The following is a 17,598-nucleotide window of genomic DNA, read 5'->3' as shown; positions in this document are numbered from 1 at the left end:
TCCCGGGCTTGCCAACGCCTTGAGCGAGCCACCGGGCACAGGCCACCGGGAAGTGTTTGTGTCGACCTACACGAGACACTGGTCACCATCCGATGAACACAGGCAGGTTCTCGCAATGAGCGCCCAGCAAAACCTGGTGGACGACCGTTTCTGTGGCTTCAGCCTGTTCACCAACTCGTTTGGCCAACCGTCGGTGTACGTCTTTGTCGGGAAAACCTGGCCACATCCCATACCTGCCCTGCCCAAACTGTTCACCTCGGTGAGCGCCGGCGCGCTCTATGGCTACGTGCACCCCTACCAAAACAAGGTGCCCTTCAACGTGGGCGGTTTTTCTCCTGGCATCGTGCCCACATTGGGCTACCAGATCACACCCAATGTGTCGCTTCAGACCCGGTGGCTGGGCTTCGCAGCGGTCATGATCGGGGCCACCTTGCGCTATTGAGGCTTCTCCCGGCCAACACCCGGCATACAAAGCGGGGAATGCCATCGTGCGCATGAGAAAATCCTCCCTTTTGAACGCACAACAGGAAAGCCCATCATGGAAGCCGAACGCACCAACACCATCCGCAATTCCCTCGCCGACCTGACCGAGCGGGTGGCCGAGTTACGGAGGTATCTTTGACTACGATGCCAAAGCATCCAAGTTAAAAGAAGTCGAAGCTGCGCTGGAAGACCCCACCGTCTGGAACGATCCCAAGCGGGCGCAAGACCTGGGTCGCGAGAAAAAATCGCTGGAAGATGTGGTGATCGTGCTCGATCGCCTGACCGGTGAACTCGCCGACAACAGCGAGCTGTTTGAGATGTCTGAAGCCGATGGCGACGAAGCCGGGCTGATCACCATCGAAGGCGAAGCCGCCAAAGTGGCCGCCGAAGTCGAAAAACTCGAATTCCGCCGCATGTTCAGCAACCCGGCAGATCCGCTGAACTGCTTCCTGGATATCCAGGCCGGCGCGGGCGGCACCGAAGCCTGCGACTGGGCCAGCATGTTGCTGCGCCAATACCTGCGCTACGCTGAACGCAAAGGCTTCAAGACCACGATCGAAGACGAATCCGCGGGCGATACGGCGGGCATCAAGGGCGCCACCATCAAGATCGAAGGCGAATACGCTTTTGGCCTGCTGCGCACCGAAACCGGTGTACACCGACTGGTGCGCAAGAGCCCTTTCGACTCTTCGGGCGGCCGTCACACGTCTTTTGCATCGGTGTTCGTGTACCCCGAAGTCGACGACTCCATCGAGATCAACATCAACCCGTCTGATGTGCGAACCGACACCTACCGTGCCTCGGGCGCTGGCGGTCAGCACATCAACAAGACCGATTCGGCTGTGCGCCTGACCCACATCCCCACCGGGATCGTGGTGCAGTGTCAAGACGGCCGCAGCCAGCACGGGAACCGCGATGTGGCCTGGAAGCGCCTGCGATCGCGCCTGTATGACCACGAGTTGCGCAAGCAACAAGAAGAACAGCAAAAGCTGGAAGACACCAAGACCGACGTGGGCTGGGGTCACCAGATCCGTTCTTACGTGCTCGACAACAGCCGCATCAAAGACCTGCGCACCAACGTTGAAATTTCAGCGACGCAAAAGGTGCTGGATGGCGATCTTGATGCCTTCATCGAAGCGTCCTTGAAACAAGGGGTCTGACCCCTATCGAACCACCGGGCTGTATACGGCACAGTGGTTCGACCCGATTTTGAAATGGAAACAGCATGAGCACACTGCGCGAAGGCAATCCGGTCACGGTGCGCCGCGAAGACTACGCCGCCCCCGCCTACTGGATCGATACGGTCGATCTCAGCTTCGATCTCGATCCGGTTAAGACACGGGTGCTCAACAAGATGCGCCTGCGCCGCAACCCGGATGTGCCCGCACAGGCGCTGCGCCTGGACGGCGAAGAGCTGAACCTCGCGCGCGTGATGCTCAACGGCGCTGGCTGCTCGTTCAAACTGGACGGCGAAACGCTGGTGCTGGAAAACCTGCCCGAAGGCAACGAACCCTTTGAGCTGGAAATCTTCACCACCTGTGCACCCGAGAAGAACACCCAGCTCATGGGTTTGTATGTAAGCGAAGGCACTTTCTTTACGCAGTGCGAAGCCGAAGGTTTCCGTCGCATCACCTATTTCCTCGACCGCCCCGATGTGATGGCAAGCTACGCCGTGACGCTGCGGGCCGACAAGACCAAGTTCCCGGTGCTGCTGTCCAACGGCAACCTCGTCGAAGAAGGCGAGCTGTCTGATGGCCGTCATTTCGCCAAGTGGGTCGATCCGCACAAGAAACCTTGCTACCTGTTTGCATTGGTCGCCGGCTCGCTGGTGTCGCGCAACCAGCGCATCACCACCCGCTCGGGCAAAGAACATTTGCTGCAGATCTACGTGCGCCCCGGTGATCTGGAGAAAACCGAACACGCCATGAACGCGCTGATCCATAGCGTGATCTGGGACGAAGCCCGCTTTGGCCTGCCACTCGATCTGGAGCGCTTCATGATCGTTGCCACCAGCGACTTCAACATGGGCGCGATGGAAAACAAGGGTCTGAACATCTTCAACACCAAATACGTGTTGGGCAGCCCCGCCACAGCCACCGATGTCGATTTTTCCAACATCGAGTCGGTCGTAGGCCACGAGTATTTCCACAACTGGACTGGCAACCGCGTCACCTGCCGCGACTGGTTTCAACTCTCGCTCAAGGAGGGCCTCACGGTTTTCCGCGATCAGGAGTTCAGCATGGACATGTGCGCCGAGCCGTCGGCGCGCGCGGTCAAGCGCATCGAAGACGTGCGCGTCCTGCGCACCGCGCAATTCCCGGAAGATGCCGGCCCCATGGCCCACGCCATCCGCCCCGACACCTATGTTGAGATCAGCAATTTCTACAGTGTCACCATCTACGAAAAAGGCGCCGAGGTCATTCGCATGGTGCAAACGCTGGTCGGCCGCGATGGCTTCGCCCAGGGCCTGAAGCTGTACTTTGAGCGTCACGACGGCCAGGCCGTTACCTGCGATGACTTCATCCAGGCCATGGCCGATGCCAACCCGACCTCCGAGCTCGCCAGGCAACTGCCCCAATTCAAACGCTGGTACAGCCAGGCGGGCACACCGGTCGTGCATGCCCAGGCGGCGTACGACGCGGCTCAGCGCAGCTACTCGCTCACGCTCAGCCAGTCTTGCGCACCCACACCGGGGCAGATCCAGAAGGAGCCCTACCTGATTCCCGTGACCCTCGGGCTGGTTGACGCCACCGGTGCCGCCATTCCCCTGCAACTGGGCAGCGACAGCCCTGCTTTGGGCAGCAACCACACGCTGGTGCTCAATGAAACCCATCAAACGTTCACCTTCGTCAACGTCGAAACAGAGCCGGTGCCGTCCATCCTGCGCGGCTTCTCGGCGCCCGTGGTGCTCGATATCGAACTGAGCGATGCCCAACTGCTGACCCTGCTGGCCCACGACAGCGATGCCTTCAACCGCTGGGAAGCCGGCCAGCGACTGGCCTTGAGACTGGCGCTGACGGCCGTGCGAGCGGAAGGTGCGCCTCCAGCCCAGCCACTCAGCGACGCCTATCTTGACGCCATGCGCACCGTGCTGCGCCACCCCCAACTCGACGCCGCGTTCAAAGAACTCGTCCTCACCCTGCCCAGCGAAACCTACATCGCCGAGCAACTCGACGTGGTCGACCCGCAGCGCATCCACGCGGTGCGCGAAACCATGCGGGAGCAATTGGCCGAAGCATTGCACGGCGATTGGGAATGGGCCTTCGACGCCCACAAAAACAATGGCGCTTACCAGCCCGACGCCACCAGCGCCGGCCGCCGTGCGCTCGCAGGCCTGTCGCTCACCATGCTCTGCCTCGCAGCGCGTGAAAATGGCAGCCCGGTCTGGCCTGGCAAGGCGCTGCAACACTTCAAAGACGCCGGCAACATGACCGACCGCTTCAATGCCCTGTTGGCACTGGTGAGCAGTGGTCAGCCGCTGGCCCAAGATGCCCTGGCGCGTTTCCACGCCCTGTTCAAAGGTGATGCCCTGGTGATCGACAAGTGGTTCGCGCTGCAGGCCGGCGCACCCGACCGCGGCGGCAACATCCTGCCCGCGGTGCGCCAGCTCATGAAACACGCCGATTTCCAGATGAAGAACCCCAACCGCGCGCGCAGCGTGATCTTCAGCTACTGCAACGCCAATCCCGGTGCTTTCCACCGCAACGATGCGGCCGGCTACGTGTTCTGGAGCGAGCGTGTCATCGAACTCGATGCGTTCAACCCGCAAGTGGCTGCCCGTCTGGCGCGCGCTCTGGACCGCTGGAAAAAGCTGGCAGAGCCCTACCGCACCGCAGCGCGCGAGTCGATCGCCCGCGTGGCCGCCAAGCCCAACCTCAGCAACGATGTGCGGGAAGTGATCACCCGATCTCTCGCGGAATGACAGCCCGGTGCGTCAACCCTGAACAGCATTCCTTGCTCTCCTCCCTGGAAACAACATGAGTAAAAAAAAGGTCTCTCTTTCCCGCTACCTCGTTGAACAACAGCGCGTCGACGGCCACATTCCTGGCGACCTTCGCCTGCTGCTTGAAGTGGTGGCCCGCGCCAGCAAAAGCATCAGCCAGGCCGTCAACAAAGGCGAACTGGGCGAGGTCATGGGCTCAGCCACCACGGAAAACGTGCAAGGCGAGATGCAGAAAAAGCTCGACATCATTGCCAACGAGGTCTTGATCGAAGCCAACGAATGGGGTGGTCACCTGGCGGCCATGGCCAGCGAAGAAATGGAAGGCATCTATGTGGTGCCCAACCGCTACCCGCAAGGCGAATACCTGTTGCTGTTTGATCCCCTCGATGGATCCTCCAACATCGATGTCAACGTCAGCATCGGCACCATCTTCAGCGTACTGAAAAAACCAGAAGGTGCCCGCGGTGTGACCGAAGAAGACTTCTTCCAGCAAGGGAGCAAGCAGGTAGCCGCCGGCTACTGCGTCTTTGGTCCACAGACCACGCTGGTGCTCACCGTGGGCGATGGTGTGGCCATGTTCACGCTTGACCGCGAACAAGGCTCCTTCGTGCTGACCAAAGAACACGTCTCGATTCCCGCCGACACCCAGGAATTTGCCATCAACATGAGCAACATGCGCCACTGGGATGAACCCGTGAAGCGCTATGTCGACGAGTGCCTGGCCGGCAAAGAGGGCCCACGCGGCAAAGACTTCAACATGCGCTGGGTCGCCAGCATGGTGGCAGACGTGCACCGCATCCTTACCCGCGGCGGCGTGTTCCTCTACCCCTGGGACAAACGCGAACCCGAAAAGCCCGGCAAGCTGCGCCTGATGTACGAAGCCAACCCCATGAGCTGGCTCATCGAACAAGCCGGCGGCGCCGCCACCAACGGCCGCGAACGCATCCTCGACATCCAGCCCACCAAGCTGCACGAACGCGTCAGCGTGGTGCTGGGCTCAAAAAACGAAGTCGAGCGCATCACCAGCTATCACACCGGGCTATAATCGTAGGATTGCCGGTGTAGCTCAGTCGGTAGAGCAGCTCATTCGTAATGAGAAGGTCGGGTGTTCGATTCATCTCTCCGGCACCAATGAAACAAAGGAAAGCCCGCTACCTAAAAGGTAGTGGGCTTTTTCTTTTTTGGCCTGTTAGAAACCATGGATCTTGGTTCTACACAAACACTGGAAACCTGCCCGGATTCCGGTTTCTTGGCGTCCAGGACTTCACCCGGTTCTCCACACACCAAAGACATCCCTACGGGTGCCTTCGAACTTCAGCGTACCTAGCTGATCATGCGTCTCTGCCCCCCCTGAATCGAGTCAGGTTGCCCAGGGTGCACTCAATCAGCCAGAAACAGTTCCTGCAAATCGCTCAAGAAGTCAAAGCCCCGCTCGGTAGGCACCACGCGTGATGCTTCCCGAAGCACCATGCCTTTGGCTGCAGCAGTGGACAGGCCAGCCTCGATGCTCGACATGGGCAAACCGGTGCGATCAAGGAAATCCTGCAGGTCAAACCCTTCGCGCAGGCGGGTGGCGTTGAGCATGAACTCAAACGGCAAGGCCTTGCGGTCGACGGCTTCCGTACTGACCACGGCGTCGCCCGCCAGGGCTTTTTCCATGTAGAGCGCCGGGTCGCGGGCGCGCACGTGGCGCACCACACGGTGGGCGAAGCTGAGTTTGCTGTGGGCGCCTGCACCTATGCCCAGGTAGTCGCCAAACTGCCAGTAGTTGAGGTTGTGCCAACAGCGGTGACCAGCGCGGGCGAAGGCCGAGACCTCGTAGCGCTGCATGCCGGCCTCGCCGGTGAGCTCTGTGATGCGGTCGAGCATGGCGTAGGCGTCGTCGTCTTCCGGCACCTGAGGCGGGAATTTGGCGAAGTAGGTGTTGGGTTCCAGGGTGAGGTGGTAGATGGAGATGTGGGGTGGCTGGAAGGCCAGTGCGGTGCGCACATCGGTTTCGCAGTCAGCCAGGCTCTGGCCTGGCAAGGCGTACATCAGATCGAGGTTGAAGGTGTCAAATGACCGCGCGGCCTCTTCGACCGCGGCCATGGCCTGGGCGCGATCGTGCACGCGGCCCAAGGCTTTCAGGTGGCTATCGTTGAAGCTTTGCACGCCGATGGACAAACGCGTGACGCCCGCCTGGCGAAAGGCTTTGAAGCGGTCTATTTCAAACGTGCCCGGGTTGGCTTCGAGCGTGATCTCGGCGTCGGCATCCAGCCGCACCAGCGCGCGCACATCGCCCAGCAATCGGTCAATCGCTTCGGGCGAGAACAGGCTGGGCGTGCCTCCACCAATGAAGATGCTGTGCACACTGCGGCCCCAGATCAAGGGCAGCGAAGCGGTCAGGTCTGCGCGCAGGGCATCGAGATAGGCCTGTTCGGGAAGCGGCTGACCCGGCTGGGCGCGCGCGCTCCACTCATGCGAGTTGAAATCGCAATAAGGGCATTTTTTGATGCACCACGGCAGATGGATGTAGAGCGCAAGCGGTGGCAGGCCTTGCAGCTGCAAGGTACCGGGGCGCATCCAGTGCGCCACGTCGCTCCAATGGGGTTCGGTCTGAGCCTTGCTGCTCACGGGCAAGGCCACGCGAACGCCTTTCGGCTCGCTCATGGTTGTGCGGGCGAAGCGGCGAACCAACGCTCGCGCATCAACGCCAGCATCTGCTGCGCCGCTTTGCCGCGGTGGCTGTTGGCGTTTTTGTCTTCGGTGGAGAGCTCGGCGAAGGTTTTGCCGAACTGGGGCAAAAACATCACCGGGTCAAACCCAAAACCGCCATCGCCCACGGGCGCCTGCGTGATCAGGCCCGGCGCACGGCCGGTGGCGATCAAAGGCTCAGGGTCTTCGGCGCTGCGCAAGGCCACCAGCGTGCTCACCAAAGCGGCGCGACGGTCGGTCACACCAGCCAATTGTTCCAGCAAGGCGCGCACATTGTTGTCATCGCTCTTGGCGTAACCAAACCGGGTCGCGTAATAGGCGGTGTCCACCCCAGGCAAGCCGCCAAACGCCTCCACGCACAGGCCCGCGTCGTCTGCCAGCGCGGGCAGGCCGCTCACTTTGGCCGCGTGGCGCGCCTTGGCCAGGGCGTTTTCAACGAAAGTGCAATGGGGCTCGGGCGCCTCGGGAATACCCAGATCGGCCTGGCGCACCAGCTCCACGCCCAAGGGCGCAAACAGGGCTTGCAACTCGGCCAGCTTGCCGGCGTTGTTTGACGCGAGAACCAGTTTCATAACTACGCTTTCGACAATCAGGCAGCCAGCGCCTGGGCCTGTAGCTTGACGAGCTCATCAATGCCTTTTTCTGCCAAAGCCAGCAAAGCGTCCATTTCCTGGCGCGTGAAGGCCACACCTTCAGCCGTACCCTGCACTTCCACAAAATGGCCGGCGCCGGTCATGACCACATTCATGTCGGTGTCGCAGGTGGAGTCTTCGACGTATTCAAGGTCCAGCAACGGGGTGCCGTTCAAGATGCCGACAGAAATGGCGGCGACTGGACCCTTGATGGGCGACTCGGTGATGAGCCCCCCTTTCAGCAACGTGGCCACGGCATCGGCAGCGGCCACGTAGGCGCCGGTGATGCTGGCGGTGCGCGTGCCACCATCGGCCTGCAAAACGTCGCAATCCAAAGAAATGGTGCGCTCGCCCAAGGCCTTCAGATCAAACACGGCGCGCAGCGAACGTCCGATCAGGCGCTGAATCTCTTGCGTGCGGCCGCTCTGCTTGCCTTTGGCAGCCTCACGCGAGCTGCGGGTGTGGGTCGCACGGGGCAGCATGCCGTATTCGGCCGTGACCCAGCCTTCGCCACTGCCGCGTTTGTGCGGCGGTACTTTTTCTTCCACCGAAGCAGTGCACAACACTTTGGTGTTGCCGAACTCGATCAGCACCGAGCCTTCGGCATGAATGGTGTAGTGGCGGGTGATGCGCACGGGGCGCAGGGCGTCGGGCGCACGGTTGTCGGGGCGTGTCGAAGCAGTCATTGGGGGCAATCTCAGTAAAAGGTTGGTATTTGAAGGCCGAAGATGAAGGCTTGGCCGTGTGCGAGGGCAGTCAACCCAGGGCGCCGCGGAACCGGCTTAGTCGGGCCGCCAGCGCCGCCCCCTTGAGGGGATGACGCCGCGGGCGGCGCGGGGGTGGGTCAAATTCAGGCGTTGCGCTCGGCGGTGCGGCGAATCGCTTCGTTGATTTCAGCAATCGATTTTTCGATGGCCTCGTCGTCCATGTCTTCGATGGTGGGATCGGCCACACCCGATTGGATTGTGGAGGCAAAAACGCCCTCTTCGATGTCTTCGGTTGACACGCTGGTGCTCTGGAAGTCGCCTGGCGTTTCCCACTCCATGGCGAGAATGGTCACGTTGTCGCAACGGGGCCCGCCCCGCTTGAGCGCCAGTTCAACCAGTTCGGGAACCGAGTGTTCCAGAACATTGCCTGCCAGCTCGTGGGCAATTTCGCTGTCTTTCACCGTGCCCCAAAGGCCATCGGAACACAGCAACACGCGGTCGCCCTGCTTGAGCTGTATGGGGCCGGAAAGATCAAAGACCGGCTTGGCAGGCGAGCCCAGGCAGGTGAAAAGGATATTGCGGTTGATGTTTTGCGTATTGCGGCCCAGATGGGCTTGCTGCTCCATGTAGGAATGATCGCGCGTGCGGGTCAGCAATTCGCCATCGCGCACGATGTACAGGCGCGAATCGCCGCAATGCACCCAGTGCATGTTGCCGCGCTCCATCACCGCGGCCACCAGCGTGGTTCTTGGCGTATCGAGCATGCCTTTTTCAGCGGCATAACGAATGATCTGGTGATGGGCTGCCATCAACGCGCTGGAGAGGAATTCCGGCACCTCCCGCACCGTGGGGTTGGCCGCCTTCTGGAAGTAGGCCGACATGGTCTGCAAAGCCAACTGAGCGGCCATGGCCCCTTCAGGGTGCCCGCCCATGCCATCGGCCAACACAAACATGCCCGACTCCCGCGTGTAGGTGTAACCCATGCGGTCTTCGTTGCGCTCGCGCCCGCCTTGACGGCTGATTTGGTAAACCGAAAATTTCATCGCAACTTCGTGGCTGGGGCGGTGGATCGCCGGCCCGGCTTCTTGTTCTCAGAGACGATATTGTCAAACTGCAAACGCATTTTTTCGGCCACCGTGAGCTTGGTGTAGCTGCGCTCGGTTTCCCGGCTGAGCTCCTTTTGAAGCGCAAACACAGACTGGGGACGAGACAAGGGGTCAAGCGACATGCACCATTCCACCACCTCAATCAGGTTGTCGGAGTACACACCGCGCAAACGCGACAGCGCAAGCGACAAACGGTCTTTTTCCAGGCGCTGCGGCGCATCGTTTGGCGGATAGCCCTGCATGCTGGCGTAAATGCATGCGCCAACGGCGTAAATATCGGTCCACGGCCCCATGCTTGAATCGCGCCGGTACATTTCGGGCGCGGCAAATCCGGGCGTGTACATCGGACGAATGAAGTTGCCCTCTTTGCTCAGCACTTCGCGTGCGGCCCCAAAGTCGATCAGCACGGCGCGGTTGTCGTCGGTGACGAAGATATTGGCGGGCTTGATGTCGAGGTGCAACATCTTGTGCTGGTGCACGATGCGCAAACCCCGCAAAACTTCGTCATACAGCGAGCGAATGGTGGACTCGCGAAATACCTTCTGTTTCTTGAGATCCCGCGCTGTGATGATGAATTCCTGCAAGGACGAACCTTCCAGGTAGTTCATCACCATGTAAACGGTTTCGTTTTCGCGGAAGAAGTTGAGCACACTCACCACCGAAGCATGCGAAATCTGGGCCAGCGCCCGGCCTTCTTCGAAAAAACTCTTCAAACCAAGGCGGTACAACGACAGCTTCTCTGGCTGAACCTGCGGAAGCAGTTCGCCCGGACCGCGGCTGGCCAGCGATGAAGGCAGGTATTCCTTGACAGCCACCTGCTGGCCTTCGGTGTCCACCGCGAGGTAAACAACACCAAAACCACCGGCAGCAACTTTGCGCACGATGCGATAGCCACCGATCACAGTATCGGGTGGCAGCGGGGCGGGTTTGACCTTTGACATAATTCGGATGGGTTCCGGAACGCCTCGTTTTGGCCCACTCCAACTGATGGGACACATCTCGATGGCAGTTTACAGTATGACCGGCTACGCTTCAGCCCAGTCTGGCAATCTCGAAAATGGGCCGGCAGGTGAGCCCTCCCGAGATGCCAAACCAGGCTTGGGACTGGAAATTCGATCGGTCAACAGCCGCTTTCTTGACCTCACATTCAAGCTCCCCGACGACCTGCGCGGCACGGAGCCCGCGTTGCGCGAACTACTGATTTCTCGGCTCAAACGGGGAAAGGTTGAGGTTCGGGCCTGGGTTGAAGGCCGTGCCGATACCGGCCCACGCGCGCCGAGCGTGGCCGATATCCAGAAAATGGTGTCGCTGCAAGACAACGTGCGCGCCTGGTTGCCCAACGCAGCGCCCTTGTCGGTGGCTGAGGTATTGCAGCTCACCGGACGCCCCCAATCCCAGCCGGGTGAACTGCACGACGGCCTGATCGACTTGGCCAAATCGGGCCTTGAACAACTGCTGACCGCCCGGGAGCGCGAGGGCCAGCGGCTAGCCACCATGCTGCTGGACCACCTGAAACAGCTACGAACCCTGGCAAAAGACGCCCAACCCCTCATTCCCAAGCTGGTTGAGCAACAGCGCCAACGCTTCATCGACCGCTGGAACGAAGCGCTCAATGCCTCGGCCAGCGCCACAGGCAATGCCATCACCAGCGATATGGCCCGCGACCGTGCTTTGACGGAGGCCACAGCGTTTGCCATCCGCATCGATGTGGCGGAAGAGCTCACCCGTCTCGACTCCCACCTGGTCGAAATCGAGCGTTTGTTGAAAAAGGGCGCAGAAGTCGGCAAACGGCTCGATTTCCTGATTCAGGAGCTGCACCGGGAAGCCAACACGCTGGGATCCAAGTCATCCAGCCTGGAACTCACCCGTATTTCAGTCGATATGAAAGTGCTCATCGAACAGATGCGCGAACAAGTTCAGAACATCGAATGAACCTGAACCTCCCACGCTTTACCATGGGGCGCCCCTGCGGTCTGACCTCTCCTCACATGCGTGAGCCCTGAATCGACTCCCCATATGCAATACCCCGGCAATCTCTTCGTCGTCGCAGCCCCCAGCGGGGCCGGAAAATCCAGCTTGGTCAAGGCCTTGATGGAACTCGACACCCGCGTCGCACCTTCTATTTCGCACACCACCCGTGCACCCCGTGGCCAGGAACTTCACGGCCGCGAGTATTACTTCGTGTCCAACGAAACATTTGACCAAATGGTCATCCAGAACGGCTTTCTTGAATGGGCCAAGGTGCACGGCAACCGTTACGGCACCTCCAAACACACCATCGAACAGCGCATGGCACAGGGTGCCGATGTCGTGCTGGAGATCGACTTCCAGGGCGCGATCCAGGTCAAACGAATCTTCCCCAATGCCGTGCTGGTCTTCATTTTGCCGCCCAGCTGGGAGGAATTGCGCTCGCGACTGGAGCGCCGGGCCGAAGACACAGCCGAAGTGATCGAAGTTCGCATTCAGAATGCTTCGGCCGAAATGGCCCACGCCCATGAGTTTGATTTCGTTATAATCAACGAGTTGTTCGAGCGGGCCTTGTTTGATCTCAAGGCCATCGTCCATGCCCAGCGGCTCAAGTTCGCCGCCCAGCGTATCGCCCGCAGCGATACCTTCAAGGCACTCAACATTCCCTGAACTCAATGCTACCTGGAGCCCTCAAATGGCACGCATTACCGTCGAAGACTGCCTGGAAAAAATCCCCAACCGCTTTCAGCTTGTGCTGGCAGCAACCTACCGCGCTCGTATGCTGAGCCAGGGCCACGCACCCAAGATCGAAAGCAAGAACAAGCCGGGTGTGACCGCTTTGCGCGAAATCGCTGAAGGCAAAGTCGGCATCGAAATGCTCAAAAAAGTGCCGCTCTGATCGTCTGATCGGTCTGCCCACAAAAAAGGCCCGCTGTTGCGGGCTTTTTTGCGTCTGCGGATCGGCAGCCCGAATCAGGCAGCGCCGATGTTGGGTACCAGCGCGCCAGGGTCCCGACCGCCGCGCTGGGCTGCGGTGAAGGCCAACATGCGGTCGATGGGCTGCAACGCGCGAGGGATCAAGACCGGGTCCACATGAATCTGGTTCAGGTTTTTCTCCAGCACCTGTGCCACGCCCGCCAAACCGTTCATGGCCATCCATGGGCAATGCGCACAGCTCTTGCAAGTGGCGCTGTTGCCCGCTGTGGGGGCTTCAATGAACACCTTGCCGGGGTTTTGTTGGCGCAGCATGTGCATCATGCCGTTGTCGGTGGCGACGATGAATTCCTGGGCGTCCAGTTCGCGGGCGGCTTTCAAGATGGCCGAGGTGGAGCCGACGGCATCGGCCAGCTGGATCACATCGGCAGGGCTTTCGGGATGCACCAAAACCTTCGCTTTTGGATGCTCCTTCTTGAGCGCCTCCAGTTCGAACGCCTTGAACTCGTCGTGAACGATGCAGGCCCCGCCCCACATCAGCATGTCGGCCCCGGTCTCGCGCTGGATGTAGCCGCCCAGATGGCGGTCGGGCGCCCACAGGATCTTGTGGCCCCTTGCCTTGAGCGCGCTCACGATATCAAGCGCGCACGAACTGGTCACCAACCAATCGGAACGGGCCTTCACGGCCGCGCTGGTGTTGGCATAAACGACCACCGTGCGGTCGGGATGCTGGTCACAAAACGCGCTGAATTCATCGATGGGGCAACCCAGATCGAGAGAGCAGTTCGCGTCCAGATCCGGCATGAGAATCGTCTTCTCGGGGCTCAAAATCTTGGCCGTTTCGCCCATGAACTTCACACCCGAAACCACGAGCGTCTGTGCCGAATGATCGCGGCCAAAGCGCGCCATTTCCAGTGAATCGCTCACGATGCCACCGGTTTCAATAGCCAGATCTTGCAGATCGGGATGCACGTAGTAATGCGACACCATCACCGCGTTGCGCTCTTTGAGCAACTGGCGAATGCGCTCTTTCAGCTCGGCACGCTGTTTGGGGCCAGGCTCCACCGGTACGCGCGCCCAGGCGTGCTTCGTCGGGCAGGCAGGCTGCTCGTACTCCACGTCAATCACAGTGCTGTCGTTTGCGGAGGTGTTCATAGCGGGGACTCCTTTCAGTGCCGTCAAGTGTTTAAAAGGCGTCGAAACGCATCGAAAAATCGACCGCTTTCACATCTTTGGTCAAAGCGCCGATGGAAATGCGGTCCACGCCCGTTTCAGCCAGCGCGCGCACAGTCTCCAGACTCACGCCACCCGATACCTCCAGAATGGCACGCCCGGCGTTGCGGCGCACCGCCTCTTTCAGTGTGGGCACATCCATGTTGTCCAGCAACACCATTCTGGCGCCACTGGCCAAGGCTTCGTCGAGCTGTTCCAGCGTTTCAACCTCAATTTCCACAAAGCGGGCCTGTGGCGCGGTTTCGGCCACGCGCTTGAGCACGGCGGGAACACCCCCCGCAGCGGCGATGTGATTCTCTTTGATCAAAACCGCGTCGTACAGGCCGATGCGGTGGTTCACGCCGCCACCCACCTTCACGGCCACTTTTTGCGCCATACGCAAGCCAGGCAGCGTTTTTCGTGTGTCAACGATATGCGCTTTGGTGCCATCGACCGCCGCCACAAACACCGCCGTTTTTGTCGCTACGGCCGACATCATCTGCAGGAAGTTCAGCGCGGTTCGCTCCGCCGTGAGCAAAGCCTGGGCATTGCCCTCGAACTCAACCACGACCTGATTCGCCTCGCAGCGCTGACCCTCGCCCACGCACCAGGTGATTCGGGCCGACGGGTCACAAGACAGCACCGCTGCTTCAACCCAGGGCACACCAGAGATCACCGCCGACTCTCGCGCCAGAATGCGCGCTTTGGCGCTGCGCCCGGCATCTACAAGGGCCGCCGTGAGGTCTCCCTCACCCACGTCTTCGGCCAGAGCACGGGCCACATCGGCGCGCGCCAGTTCCGAAATATCAAGCGCAGAAAATTCTGAGAGGTGTTTCATAGGCGCCAAGCATAACGGGATCGAATATAGTGCCCTGCATCCAAAGCCGAAAACCGAGGAGCACTCAATATGACAGCAGCCAACACCCCGTCCGGCACGCCCTACGGCACCCTTCCCTCTGCCTCGCCGCTGCCTCAGCGCAAGCCAGTCAGCCTGCCCAGGCTGCAAGAAATGCGCGATCGCGGCGAAAAAATCACCATGCTCACCGCGTATGACGCCACGTTCGCTGCGGTCGCTGATGCGGCGGGAGTGGAGTGCATTTTGGTCGGCGACTCGCTGGGCATGGTGTGCCAAGGCCGCTCAAGCACGGTCGGCGTCACGCTGGACACGATGCAGTACCACACCGAATGCGTGGTGCGCGGTCTGCAGCGCGTGCAGGCCACCACCTGGGTGATCGGTGACCTGCCCTTTGGCAGCTACCACGAAAGCAAGGAGCAAGCCCTCCGCAGCGCAGCGGTGCTGATGCGCGCAGGAGCGCACATGGTCAAGCTCGAAGGCGGCGGATGGACGGCAGACACCGTGCGTTTCCTGGTCGAGCGCGGCATTCCCGTGTGCGCGCATCTGGGACTGACCCCCCAGACGGTGCACGCACTCGGTGGCTACCGGGTTCAAGGCCGGGGCGATGCGGCCGCCTTGCAGCTGCGCCGCCATGCCATCGAACTGCAGGAAGCCGGAGCGTCGATGCTGGTGCTGGAAATGGTCCCCATCGACCTGTCTGCCGACATCACCAAAGAACTCAAAACCTGCCACACCATCGGTATTGGCGCGGGCAGCGGTACGGCAGGTCAGGTGCTGGTGATGCACGACATGCTGGGTATCAATCTGGGCAAAAACCCCAAGTTTGTGCGCAACTTCATGGAAAGCGCAGACAGCGTGCGTGAAGCCATGGCCGCTTACGTGGCGGCCGTCAAAGACGGCAGCTTCCCCGACAACGCTTTGCACGCCTGGTGAACCTGACCCACCCCTGCGCCGCAACTGCGGTGCGTCACCCCCTCAAGGGGGCAGCCGGCAGCCCGGTAAAGCCGGTTCTGCTGCGCACTTGATTGACCACCTTCGCTCCCCACCTATGCAACTCGTCCACACCATCGAAGACCTGCGCACGGCGATGCGCCCTTTCAATTCGCCAGCATTTGTGCCCACCATGGGCAATTTGCACGATGGCCACCTGAACCTGGTGCGCGCTGCCAAACCGTTGGGCGATGTGGTCGTCTCCAGCATCTTTGTGAACCGTCTGCAGTTCGCTCCCAATGAGGATTTCGAGTCGTATCCGCGCACTCTGCAAGCCGACTGTGACCGGCTTGAGCAAGCCGGTTGTGACATTGTCTTTGCGCCGCTGGAGAAAGAACTGTACCCCGTGCCACAGGTGTTCAAAGTACACCCGCCTGGCGACATTGGCGACATTCTGGAAGGCCATTTCCGCCCCGGCTTTTTCATCGGTGTGTGCACCGTGGTGATGAAGCTGTTTCAGTGCGTATTCTCCGAATCCAAGGGACCGCGCTATGCGCTGTTTGGCAAAAAGGACTACCAACAACAAATGGTGATCAAACGCATGGTGCAGCAATACGCCATGCCCATCACCGTCATTGCCGGCGAAACTCAGCGTGCCTCGGACAACCTTGCCTTGAGTTCGCGCAACAGCTACCTGAGCGATGCCAACCGGGCAGAAGCGGTGCAGCTGTCTATGGCCCTGCGCAGCCTGGCACGCGACGCACTCGCCGCTGGCGAAGCTTTGCCGGAGAAACTGCACTCGCTGGAGTCGCGTGCCATGCACGCCTTGGCCACCCGCGGCTGGCAACCCGACTACCTCACCGTTCGCCGCCGGTCAGACTTGCAAGCACCCCTCGCTTCGGACGCCGTCGCACCAGGGGCTTTGGTCGTTCTGGGCGCCGCCCGTCTTGGAAGCACGCGGTTGATCGACAACTTTGAGATTTAGGCGTTCGCGCGGCAGAAGCGGCATCGGCTGAACGCCTGAAAGACCGACCCGCCGGTCAATGACGATGCAGGTTCCACGGCGTTCACGCCTGAGGCAGCCCACGCCACCTGCAGGCCTGCCGGATTTCACCTAATGGGATTCTGACTTGGCGTCCCGGCCCATCAAGGCAGCCACAGCCTGCGCTGGCTGGGTCTGACCCTCCAGCAGGGCCACCACGGCCTCACTGATGGGCATGTCGACGCCCGATACCCGAGCGCGCTGGACCACCGTCCTGGCGCTGTACACGCCCTCGGCCACATGGCCGAGCGAGGCAACCGCCTGCTCAAGACTGAGACCTTGGGCCAACAACTGACCCACCTTTCGGTTGCGGGACAGATCGCCAGTGGCGGTGAGCACCAGATCACCCAGTCCCGACAAGCCCATGAACGTTTCGGCTTTGGCACCCAAAGCAAGCCCCAGGCGGGACATCTCGGCCAGCCCACGGGTGACCAGCGCGGCACGGGCATTGAGGCCGAGGTTCAAGCCATCGCACAGGCCTGTGGCGATAGCCAAGACATTTTTAACAGCCCCGCCCACTTCGACGCCCACGATGTCGTCGTTGCCATACACCCGGAGCATGGGGCTGTGAAATGCGGCCACCAGGGCTTCGCGCACTTCTGCATGCTCGCTGGCAGCAACCAACGCCGTGGGCTGCCCGTTGGCCACTTCCTGAGCAAAACTGGGACCACTCAAGATGCCGGCCCTCACCTTGGGGGCACTCACACGGCAGACTTCATGGCCCAACAAGCCTATTGATGCTTCAGCGCTGGTCAAGGGCGCTTCAAAGCCCTTGCACAACCAGGCCACGGGCACCGACGTGCCGGCAAGCTGCACCAGCATCTCGCGCAATCCCGCCATGGGCGTGGCAACCACGATCAGTTCGGCGCCTTTCAGCGCCGCATGGTCCGGGCTCAACGGCCCGCTCTCCAGGGAGATGCCCTCAGGAAAAGCGACGCCGGGCAGGTAACGCGGATTGACCTGCTGCGCCTGCATCTGGGCCGCTTGCCTGCTGTCGCGGGCCCACAAGCTCACCTCGTGGGAGCCCTTGGCTGCGCTGACAGCCAGGGCTGTCCCCCAGGCACCCGCGCCCAATACCGCCAGTTTCATGGC

The 17,598-nt window shown here is 60.9% G+C and carries 17 protein-coding genes and 1 tRNA gene; 10 read left to right on the top strand and 8 right to left on the bottom strand.

Annotation, left to right across the window (positions count from 1 at the left end; all coding sequences use genetic code 11):
* The first annotated feature begins 115 nt into the window (after window positions 1–115).
* From LPB072_RS23055 to LPB072_RS05300, 5 genes are all read left to right on the top strand, one after another.
* Window positions 116–442, top strand: a complete 327-nt coding sequence (locus LPB072_RS23055) for a hypothetical protein (RefSeq protein WP_082876830.1) — start codon at window positions 116–118, stop codon at window positions 440–442.
* Between the two features lie 96 nt (window positions 443–538).
* A protein-coding gene (prfB, locus tag LPB072_RS05315; protein WP_096349052.1) for a peptide chain release factor 2 occupies window positions 539–1,643 on the top strand; the annotation gives its coding sequence in 2 pieces (ribosomal slippage) (window positions 539–619 and window positions 621–1,643; 1,104 coding nt in all).
* Between the two features lie 65 nt (window positions 1,644–1,708).
* Window positions 1,709–4,405 carry an aminopeptidase N gene (gene pepN / locus LPB072_RS05310; RefSeq protein ID WP_197508907.1) on the top strand — a complete coding sequence of 899 codons (2,697 nt, stop codon included), beginning with the start codon at window positions 1,709–1,711 and terminating at the stop codon, window positions 4,403–4,405.
* Between the two features lie 55 nt (window positions 4,406–4,460).
* Window positions 4,461–5,471, top strand: coding sequence for a class 1 fructose-bisphosphatase (locus tag LPB072_RS05305; protein ID WP_066088450.1), 1,011 nt, complete (start codon window positions 4,461–4,463; stop codon window positions 5,469–5,471).
* 10 nt (window positions 5,472–5,481) lie between these two features.
* Window positions 5,482–5,557: transfer RNA gene (locus LPB072_RS05300), tRNA-Thr, on the top strand.
* Window positions 5,558–5,806: 249 nt separating this feature from the next.
* On the opposite strand, the gene hemW is transcribed toward LPB072_RS05300, so the two are convergent.
* From hemW to LPB072_RS05275, 5 genes are all read right to left on the bottom strand, one after another.
* Window positions 5,807–6,988 carry a radical SAM family heme chaperone HemW gene (hemW, locus tag LPB072_RS05295; RefSeq protein WP_231943503.1) on the bottom strand — a complete coding sequence of 394 codons (1,182 nt, stop codon included), beginning with the start codon at window positions 6,986–6,988 and terminating at the stop codon, window positions 5,807–5,809.
* 83 nt (window positions 6,989–7,071) lie between these two features.
* A complete protein-coding gene (rdgB, locus tag LPB072_RS05290; protein ID WP_066088447.1) occupies window positions 7,072–7,692 on the bottom strand; it encodes an RdgB/HAM1 family non-canonical purine NTP pyrophosphatase in 621 nt (206 codons plus the stop codon).
* A 17-nt stretch (window positions 7,693–7,709) separates the two neighbouring features.
* A complete protein-coding gene (rph, locus tag LPB072_RS05285; protein ID WP_066088444.1) occupies window positions 7,710–8,438 on the bottom strand; it encodes a ribonuclease PH in 729 nt (242 codons plus the stop codon).
* A gap of 164 nt (window positions 8,439–8,602) precedes the next feature.
* The gene (locus LPB072_RS05280; RefSeq protein ID WP_066088441.1) at window positions 8,603–9,502 is read right to left on the bottom strand and encodes a PP2C family protein-serine/threonine phosphatase; all 900 of its coding nucleotides are present in this window, start codon (window positions 9,500–9,502) and stop codon (window positions 8,603–8,605) included.
* On the bottom strand, window positions 9,499–10,506 hold the full coding sequence (locus tag LPB072_RS05275; RefSeq protein WP_066088438.1) for a serine/threonine protein kinase: 1,008 nt from the start codon (window positions 10,504–10,506) through the stop codon (window positions 9,499–9,501). The genes LPB072_RS05280 and LPB072_RS05275 overlap by 4 nt, the downstream gene beginning before the upstream one ends.
* 61 nt (window positions 10,507–10,567) lie before the next feature.
* Here LPB072_RS05275 and LPB072_RS05270 point away from each other — a divergent pair, with 61 nt between their 5' ends.
* The 3 genes from LPB072_RS05270 to rpoZ all read left to right on the top strand — a co-directional run bounded on the left by LPB072_RS05270 (window position 10,568) and on the right by rpoZ (window position 12,431).
* The gene (locus LPB072_RS05270; RefSeq protein WP_066088789.1) at window positions 10,568–11,497 is read left to right on the top strand and encodes a YicC/YloC family endoribonuclease; all 930 of its coding nucleotides are present in this window, start codon (window positions 10,568–10,570) and stop codon (window positions 11,495–11,497) included.
* 84 nt (window positions 11,498–11,581) lie between these two features.
* Window positions 11,582–12,202, top strand: coding sequence for a guanylate kinase (gene gmk / locus LPB072_RS05265; protein ID WP_066088435.1), 621 nt, complete (start codon window positions 11,582–11,584; stop codon window positions 12,200–12,202).
* A gap of 25 nt (window positions 12,203–12,227) precedes the next feature.
* Window positions 12,228–12,431: a DNA-directed RNA polymerase subunit omega gene (gene rpoZ, locus LPB072_RS05260; protein WP_066088432.1), complete on the top strand. Its 204-nt coding sequence runs from the start codon at window positions 12,228–12,230 to the stop codon at window positions 12,429–12,431.
* A gap of 74 nt (window positions 12,432–12,505) precedes the next feature.
* Here rpoZ and nadA read toward each other — a convergent pair whose 3' ends face one another.
* Both nadA and nadC read right to left on the bottom strand, forming a co-directional pair.
* The gene (gene nadA, locus LPB072_RS05255) at window positions 12,506–13,621 is read right to left on the bottom strand and encodes a quinolinate synthase NadA (protein ID WP_066088429.1); all 1,116 of its coding nucleotides are present in this window, start codon (window positions 13,619–13,621) and stop codon (window positions 12,506–12,508) included.
* Window positions 13,622–13,652: 31 nt separating this feature from the next.
* Window positions 13,653–14,516 (bottom strand): carboxylating nicotinate-nucleotide diphosphorylase, encoded by an 864-nt coding sequence (gene nadC, locus LPB072_RS05250; RefSeq protein WP_066088426.1) that lies wholly within the window; start codon window positions 14,514–14,516, stop codon window positions 13,653–13,655.
* A 69-nt stretch (window positions 14,517–14,585) separates the two neighbouring features.
* On the opposite strand from nadC, the gene panB reads away from it, so the two are divergent.
* Together panB and panC are read left to right on the top strand one after the other, a co-directional pair.
* Complete coding sequence (gene panB, locus LPB072_RS05245) at window positions 14,586–15,467, top strand: 3-methyl-2-oxobutanoate hydroxymethyltransferase (protein ID WP_066088423.1); 882 nt, start codon at window positions 14,586–14,588, stop codon at window positions 15,465–15,467.
* A 115-nt stretch (window positions 15,468–15,582) separates the two neighbouring features.
* Entirely contained in the window at window positions 15,583–16,449 is an 867-nt protein-coding gene (panC, locus tag LPB072_RS05240; RefSeq protein ID WP_066088420.1) for a pantoate--beta-alanine ligase, read from the top strand.
* A gap of 129 nt (window positions 16,450–16,578) precedes the next feature.
* On the opposite strand, the gene LPB072_RS05235 is transcribed toward panC, so the two are convergent.
* The gene (locus tag LPB072_RS05235) at window positions 16,579–17,595 is read right to left on the bottom strand and encodes an NAD(P)H-dependent glycerol-3-phosphate dehydrogenase (protein ID WP_066088417.1); all 1,017 of its coding nucleotides are present in this window, start codon (window positions 17,593–17,595) and stop codon (window positions 16,579–16,581) included.
* Window positions 17,596–17,598: the final 3 nt, after the last annotated feature.

Source organism: Hydrogenophaga crassostreae (assembly GCF_001761385.1).
Lineage (GTDB): Bacteria > Pseudomonadota > Gammaproteobacteria > Burkholderiales > Burkholderiaceae_C > Hydrogenophaga > Hydrogenophaga crassostreae.
The sequence above is the reverse complement of the archived record's forward strand: the minus strand, read 5'-3'. Positions and strand labels throughout refer to the sequence as shown.